Annotated in this window: 9 protein-coding genes and 1 pseudogene; 7 read left to right on the forward strand and 3 right to left on the reverse strand. The window is 31.3% G+C overall.

Features of this window, described 5'->3' with window-relative positions:
• Together DIU01_RS03975 and DIU01_RS03980 are read left to right on the forward strand one after the other, a co-directional pair.
• Positions 1 to 268 (forward strand): annotated as a pseudogene (locus DIU01_RS03975) (hypothetical protein); the annotation flags it as partial.
• Positions 265 to 735: a GyrI-like domain-containing protein gene (locus DIU01_RS03980; protein ID WP_290831951.1), complete on the forward strand. Its 471-nt coding sequence runs from the start codon at positions 265 to 267 to the stop codon at positions 733 to 735. The pseudogene DIU01_RS03975 and the gene DIU01_RS03980, both read left to right, overlap by 4 nt.
• 4 nt (positions 736 to 739) lie before the next feature.
• On the opposite strand, the gene DIU01_RS03985 is transcribed toward DIU01_RS03980, so the two are convergent.
• From DIU01_RS03985 to DIU01_RS03995, 3 genes are read right to left on the reverse strand one after another with little or no spacing between them, the layout of a single operon-like run.
• Complete coding sequence (locus DIU01_RS03985; protein WP_290831952.1) at positions 740 to 1111, reverse strand: YchJ family metal-binding protein; 372 nt, start codon at positions 1109 to 1111, stop codon at positions 740 to 742.
• A 3-nt stretch (positions 1112 to 1114) separates the two neighbouring features.
• On the reverse strand, positions 1115 to 1255 hold the full coding sequence (locus tag DIU01_RS03990; protein ID WP_290831953.1) for a hypothetical protein: 141 nt from the start codon (positions 1253 to 1255) through the stop codon (positions 1115 to 1117).
• A 2-nt stretch (positions 1256 to 1257) separates the two neighbouring features.
• A complete protein-coding gene (locus DIU01_RS03995; RefSeq protein WP_290831954.1) occupies positions 1258 to 1821 on the reverse strand; it encodes a DUF1543 domain-containing protein in 564 nt (187 codons plus the stop codon).
• 89 nt (positions 1822 to 1910) lie between these two features.
• On the opposite strand from DIU01_RS03995, the gene DIU01_RS04000 reads away from it, so the two are divergent.
• The 5 genes from DIU01_RS04000 to DIU01_RS04020 form a co-directional block, all read left to right on the forward strand.
• Entirely contained in the window at positions 1911 to 2429 is a 519-nt protein-coding gene (locus DIU01_RS04000) for a hypothetical protein (protein ID WP_290831955.1), read from the forward strand.
• A 238-nt stretch (positions 2430 to 2667) separates the two neighbouring features.
• Positions 2668 to 4857, forward strand: coding sequence for a glutamine synthetase III (locus DIU01_RS04005; protein WP_290831956.1), 2190 nt, complete (start codon positions 2668 to 2670; stop codon positions 4855 to 4857).
• A 102-nt stretch (positions 4858 to 4959) separates the two neighbouring features.
• Entirely contained in the window at positions 4960 to 5814 is an 855-nt protein-coding gene (locus DIU01_RS04010; RefSeq protein WP_290831957.1) for an OmpA family protein, read from the forward strand.
• A 3-nt stretch (positions 5815 to 5817) separates the two neighbouring features.
• On the forward strand, positions 5818 to 6606 hold the full coding sequence (locus tag DIU01_RS04015; protein WP_290831958.1) for an OmpA family protein: 789 nt from the start codon (positions 5818 to 5820) through the stop codon (positions 6604 to 6606).
• A 2-nt stretch (positions 6607 to 6608) separates the two neighbouring features.
• A partial coding sequence (locus DIU01_RS04020; protein ID WP_290831959.1) for an OmpA family protein occupies positions 6609 to 7166 on the forward strand: 558 nt, incomplete at its 3' end.

The following is a 7166-nucleotide window of genomic DNA, read 5'->3' on the forward strand; positions in this document are numbered from 1 at the left end:
AAGGCAATGCCTTGTCTCTACAATCAAATCAAATACAACAATTGGTTCATCACGATTTCAAAATCAAGGTAAAAACACGATTTCATCAATTGTTGGTTCGTACAAATCAATTGTAACCAAAATGTCACGACGAACCCATTCCAATTTCGCATGGCAATCTAGATTTCATGATCACATTATTCGCAATTCACAATCATTTGAAAACATTCAAAATTATATCTTTGAAAATCCATTAAATTGGAAAAACGATAAATTTTATAAAATATGAATCCAACAATAAAAACCTTCCCAACCACTAAATTCATTGGTAAAAACCTTTCTTTTACTTATGCAGATTATCGTGCCTTCGAATTATGGAGTAGTTTTATGCCAAGACGAAAAGAAATTCAAAACACTATTGGTTCAGAATTGTATAACATCCAAATCAATCCAGAAGATTTCGATTTTCAACCCAATACACCTTTTGTGAAATGGGCTGCGGTTGCTGTTACAAGTTTTGATTTTATTCCAGACGATATGGAATCACTGGAAATAGAAGGAGGATTGTATGCTGTTTTTAATTATAAAGGCGATCAAAGTAATGTGTCTGCATTTTTCAATTCGATTTATACCGAATGGTTGCCTGGTTCAGGTTATCAATTGGATAATCGTCCGCAGTTTGAAATTCTAGGAGAAAAATATAAAAATAACAGTCCTGAATCTGAAGAAGAAATTTGGATTCCGATTAAAAAATAGTAAATCAATAACTTCCATCAACATAGAACCAACTTCCATTTTCAAATATAAAAATAGAATGTTCGTGATGAATTTGAGCTTTCAATTGGTAATCTAAATAATACGCTTTAAAAGTTACTGTAGTTTCAGTTGTAGCAAGAACTTCCAATTTTATCCATTGGTTGCTTTTGCTCCATTCTAAAATATCCGACTTTTTATGATTTTTTCTAGTAGATGAATGTGTTGTAGCTACCAAATAATCTGCGTTTTGTGTAGCATAAGCCGAATATCTTGAACGCATTAAAGCTTCTGCAGTTGCTGCTTTTTTTATACCTATTATATATGGTTGGCAACAATCTTCAAACGATTGAGAATTTCCGCAATAGCAATTGGTCATAAACTATTCTTTATTTTCATTGAATTTTTTTACAATCGCTTTTAGTTTCTCTTCACGAGCTACTTTTTTAGCCTTGGCTTTGTCTTGCTCTTTATTAAGTTTGTCGTTGTGCTTCTTGATATTTCTTTCGTTATTTCTTCCCATGGTTATTGTAGTTTATCAATTTTCAAATAGCCAATGTGTAGCCTATCTTCGTTAGTAATTTCAGTTTCAGAAATTTGAATAGCAAATCGTTCTGTAAAAGTTTTGGCTAATATTTCTTCAACTTTAAAAGCATCATCAATATCGATCCCAAATTTATCATCAATGTGAGATGTTGCGCCTTTAAATCCGCAATGTTTGTAAAAAGTGGTTGCTTTTGCTTTTTTGGAAGCATCGGCTAATGTTGCTCCAACAGCCAAAACCTTATAATGGTATTCTTCAAATTCGTTTTCTTTATATCCGCCAAGGTTTATAAAAAATAAATTTTCTGAAGTTGGTGCGCTTGTACCTTTATCTAAAATTTCAATTTTGTAATTATCGACTTGGGTAACTTCGCGCCAAGCATCAATATGAATTCTACCTTTTGCTTCGGGCCAAAAGTTTTTCATTTCAGGAAGTAATTCTTTTAGGGATTTTCCAATTCCAAAAAAAATATCGTGTTGCTCTGTACATCTGCCTTCAGGACGACAACCGAGCATAACCATGTATAATTTATTCTGATTTTCCATTTGTCAAAGATACATTTTTTTTAAATTAATAAACTTTGGCACAACAATTGGTTATACCTTTATGTCATTAATCTAAAAAAAAAAATATTATGAAGAAACTTACATTGATTTTAGCTTTTATCGGGATGATAGGACTAACAACAGCATGCTCTAACGAAGATGATATTGATAATGATACAATTGCAGAAGCTTTTGAATTAAGAAATGTAAATTTCGGATTTAATATTGACGAAGGATATTTTATTCGTGAAACATTTAGCTCAAATAATATACAGATTTTTGCATCTGATGTTGTTTTAATGTATCGATTAGCTGGAACAATTGATTCAAGTACACCAATTTGGCAGCAGATTCCAAGAACTTTATATTTAGAGCAAGGTGAATTAGATTACGATTTTGATTTCAGTAAAGAAGATTTTACAATTTATGCTGGTGGAACGTATGATTTAGCATTAACTCCTACCTACATTACTAATGAAACTTTTAGAATTGTAATAGTTCCAGCGTATTTATCTAATAAAGGTGCAAGTAAAGTAGATTTTTCAGATTATAATGCAGTAATAAAAGCTTATAATATTGATGAATCTAAAATAAAAATAATGAAATAGATTTTGGTTAGTCTATAGTTTGTTTGTTTGGTAAAAGAGATTGTGAAAGCAATCTCTTTTTTTGTGCCATTTTTTTATCTGAAAAAGCATTAATTGTTATCAAAGTATAATGAATTCATTGCAAAATTATTAATTTATATATTTTGCCCCTAAAAAAATAGGGTATAATTAATTTTGAATTAAAATATTGCTATATTTGCATCAAATTAATAGGGTATAACTTTTTAAAATCAATTTTATGTCAACTTTACGTTTTCAAGCATTAAAAGAAGCATCAGGTAGAAAGCCTGTGAAATTTGAGGAAGCAGGAAGAAAATCAGATCTTTTTGGTTCTAATGTATTCAATGATAAAGCAATGAAGCAGTTTTTAACTTCAGATGCACACAAAGGAGTAAAAGATGCCGTTCAACACGGAACTAAAATTGATAGAAAATTAGCCGATTATATTGCAATGGGAATGAAAGAATGGGCTTTGTCGAAAGGCGTAACTCATTATACTCACTGGTTTCAACCATTAACAGGTACAACTGCAGAGAAGCATGATGCTTTTTTCGAAACTTCATACGATGGTTCCGATGCAGTTGAAAAATTCGGTGGCGGACAATTAGTGCAACAAGAGCCAGATGCTTCTTCTTTTCCAAATGGAGGAATTAGAAATACATTCGAAGCTCGCGGATATACTGCTTGGGATCCAACTTCTCCAGCATTTATCTTTGGAACAACTTTATGTATTCCAACGGTTTTCATCTCTTATACAGGTGAAGCTTTAGATTATAAAACACCACTTTTACGTGCTTTAAATGCTGTTGATGAAGCAGCAACAGATGTATGTAAGTATTTTGATAAAAATGTTAAAAAAGTAACAGCGACTCTAGGTTGGGAACAAGAATATTTCTTGGTAGATTCTTCTTTAGCACAATCACGTCCTGATTTAATGATGACTGGTAGAACATTACTTGGTCATACTTCTGCAAAAGGACAACAACTTGACGATCATTACTTTGGTTCAATTCCTTCTCGTGCACTAAATTACATGAGAGAATTAGAAGAAGAATGTATGTTATTGGGAATTCCGGTAAAAACACGTCACAATGAAGTTGCTCCAAATCAATTTGAGTTAGCTCCAATATTTGAAGAAACGAATCTTGCAGTTGACCACAATTCACTTCTTATGGATGTAATGTCTAAAGTTGGTGAGCGTCACGATTTTAAAGTACTTTTCCACGAAAAACCATTCAAAGGTGTAAATGGTTCAGGTAAACATAACAACTGGTCATTGGCTACAGATACTGGAATTAATTTACTTTCTCCAAGTAAAACTCCAATGAGTAACTTACAATTTTTATCGTTTTTTATCAATACAATTAAAGCGGTAAATGATTATGAAGAATTACTTCGTGCTGCAATTGCAACTGCAAGTAATGATCATAGATTGGGTGCCAATGAAGCTCCGCCGGCAATTATTTCTGTTTTCATCGGACAACAATTGACTAAAGTTTTAGCAGAATTAGAAGGTGTATCAACTGGAAAATTATCTCCAGAAGAAAAAACAGATTTGAAATTAAACGTAGTTGGTAAAATTCCAGACGTAATGTTGGATAATACTGATAGAAATAGAACTTCACCATTTGCTTTCACAGGAAATAAATTCGAGTTTAGAGCTGTTGGTTCTACTGCAAACTGCGCCAATGCAATGACAACTTTAAATTCAATCGTTGCAAAACAATTAAAAGATTTCAAAAAAGAAGTAGATGCTTTAATTGAAACTAAAGATTTAAAGAAAGACGAAGCGATTTTCAATGTATTGAGAGAATATATTAAAGGAACAAAAAATATCCTTTTCGAAGGTGATGGTTATAGCGATGCTTGGGAAAAAGAAGCTAAAAAACGTGGATTAAGTAATCACAAAACTACTCCAGCAGCTTTGAAAGCTAAGGTTTCGCAAAAAGCATTAGATTTATTCAAAGACTTGAATGTAATGAACCATGTTGAGGTTGAAGCTCGTTACGAAATTGAATTGGAAGAATACACTAAGAAAATCCAAATTGAAGGAAGAGTTTTAGGAGATATTGCTCGTAATCACGTAATTCCAACTGCCATTCGTTACCAAAATACATTGATTGAAAACGTACGCGGATTGAAAGAAATCTTCGGAAGCGAATTTGAAAAAATCGGAAAAGAGCAAATTGTTTTAATCAAAGAAATTTCATCGCATATAGAAGGAATTAATTCTAAAGTTGAAGCAATGACTGAAGCTCGTAAAAAAGCAAACGCTTTGACTGACGCTCAAAAAATGGCTGAATCATACTGTGATAAAGTTAAACCATACTTTGATGAAATCCGTGAACACTGCGATAAACTAGAGCTTTTAGTAGATGACGAAATCTGGACATTAACTAAATACAGAGAATTGTTGTTTACAAGATAATTTTCTAGACATAAAAATAGATAAAACCTGTTAAGAAATTAGCAGGTTTTTTTGTGGAACAACTTTTGCAATCATCACATTTAATTTGCGTAAATTCGTAGTATGAAGAAGGTATTATTTTACAGTGTATTTTTATTAGTTTTTCAAATTGGAAAAGCGCAAGAAAAATTCGTAGTCTATTTTGACAACAATAAATATGATTTGAATAAAGTAGAGCAAGCCAAATTTGATAAATGGATAGCCGAAAATAAAACATCTAAAATTCTATCGATAACTGGTTCAACTGATGAAGTTGGTACTAACGGATTTAATGATACGCTTTCGCAAAAACGTGTCAATACAATTTATGCTTTAGTTAATGGCAAATTAAAAATTCGAAAGGATTTTAAAAGTATAAGTCTTGGTGAAAAAGGCGCAACATCTGCAAACAAAGCCGAAAATAGAAAAGCAATTATTCATTACATATTCGAAAAAGATTTGGCTCGTGAAGATGAGATTTTAGGAATTAAGCCAAAAGTCGTTCAAGAAGAAGAAATAATTCCAATTGAAGAAGAACGAATGCATTTTCCCGAAGGTGCAACATTGCAAGACAAAATCGAACTTTCGACAAAAGGAACATTAATTCGATTGAATAACATCAATTTTCATATCAACACATTTGCGGTTATGGCAAATTCTAAACCATCAATTTCAGAACTGGTAAGAGTTTTAGATAAATATCCAAAAATTAAAATTGAAATTCAAGGTCATATTTGTTGTGTTGATAAAGATGTAAAAAATCTATCGCTTGATAGAGCTAAGCAAATAAAACGAATTTTAGTTTATGAAGGAATCAACGAACGACGAATTAAAGTCAGAGGATTTGGAGTTTCAAAGCCAAAATTCCCTATTCCCGAAAAAACAGAATTTGAAGCAGCTCAAAACAGAAGAGTTGAAATTATGATTCTAGACAAGTAAATCATGAAAAAATATATCGTTTTATTTCTAGTTTTCTCCTTTGGCTTGAATGCCCAAGAAAAGCTCAATGTTTATTTTGATTTCGATAAACATAATCTAAACGAACAAGCCATAAAAACTATAAATACCTGGATTGCTGAAGGGAAAAATTATCAAGTAACAAAGTTATATGGTTTTTGCGATTTCAAAGGAACTAATTCCTATAACGATACTTTGGCTTTAAAACGTGTCAATGAAGTTTATAATTTCTTGAGAGAAAGTAAAATTGAAGTTTTAAAAGATATTGAAATTCGGGGTTTTGGAGAAGATTTTAAGCAGTCGAAAATACAAGATGAGAATAGGCGAGTAACTATAATTTATACAAGTAAAATTGATAAAGTTGTAGAAGAACCAACTAAACCAGTAGAAAAGCAATTTGCAGAAAAAATCAAATCGGCTAAAAAAGGTGATCTGTTAAAACTAGATAATATTTATTTTTACAATAATTCGGCTAAAGTTGTAACCAAATCAGAACCAATTCTGTATGAACTCCTTTGTGTAATGGTTGATAATCCAACTTTAAAAATAGAAATCCAAGGACATATTTGTTGCAAAAGACCAGATGAACCTGAAGTAATTTCTACAGCACGTGCGCGAGCAGTTTACAACTATCTTATTCGAAATAAAATTGACAGAACTCGAATGTCGTTCAAAGGTTATGGCGTTTCAAGACCAATCCATCCAATTCCCGAAAAGAATGCTTTAGAAGAAGATGATAATCGTAGAGTTGAAATTTTAGTTAAAGAGAAGTAATAATGAGAATTCTATTTTTTCTTTTCTTTCTATTATCTAATGTAGTTCATTCACAAGAAAAGATTGAAGTCTTTTTCGATTCAAATAGTGACGTTCCTAATGTAGCTTCCACAACAATTTTTATAAATTGGATGAATGAAAATCCTGATGTAGAGGTTGTAAAGATTACAGGACATTGCGATGCTACTGATAGCAGTTCCTATAATAAAGATTTAGCTTCACGACGAATTAATTCAATTATAGAAAATATTGAAGGTAGTAAAATCAAAATAAGCGCTACTATTGTTATCGAAAATCATGGAGAAGATTTTAAACAATCGCTAAATAAATCAGATAATAGAAAAGTTATAGTTTATTATGGAAAAGTCAATCAATCGAATACTCTTTATTATAAAATTCAAAAATCAAGTAAAGGCGATCTCATTAAATTAGAAAATATTTACTTCGATTATAGCTCTGCTAAATTACTTCCAGAATCTTTTAAAACTCTCAAAGAACTTATTCAAGTCTTAAATGACTATCCAAAACTTGAAATCGAAATTCAAGGTCATATTTGTTGT

Source organism: Flavobacterium sp. (genome assembly GCF_003525665.1).
In the GTDB taxonomy this organism is placed as follows: Bacteria; Bacteroidota; Bacteroidia; order Flavobacteriales; family Flavobacteriaceae; genus Flavobacterium.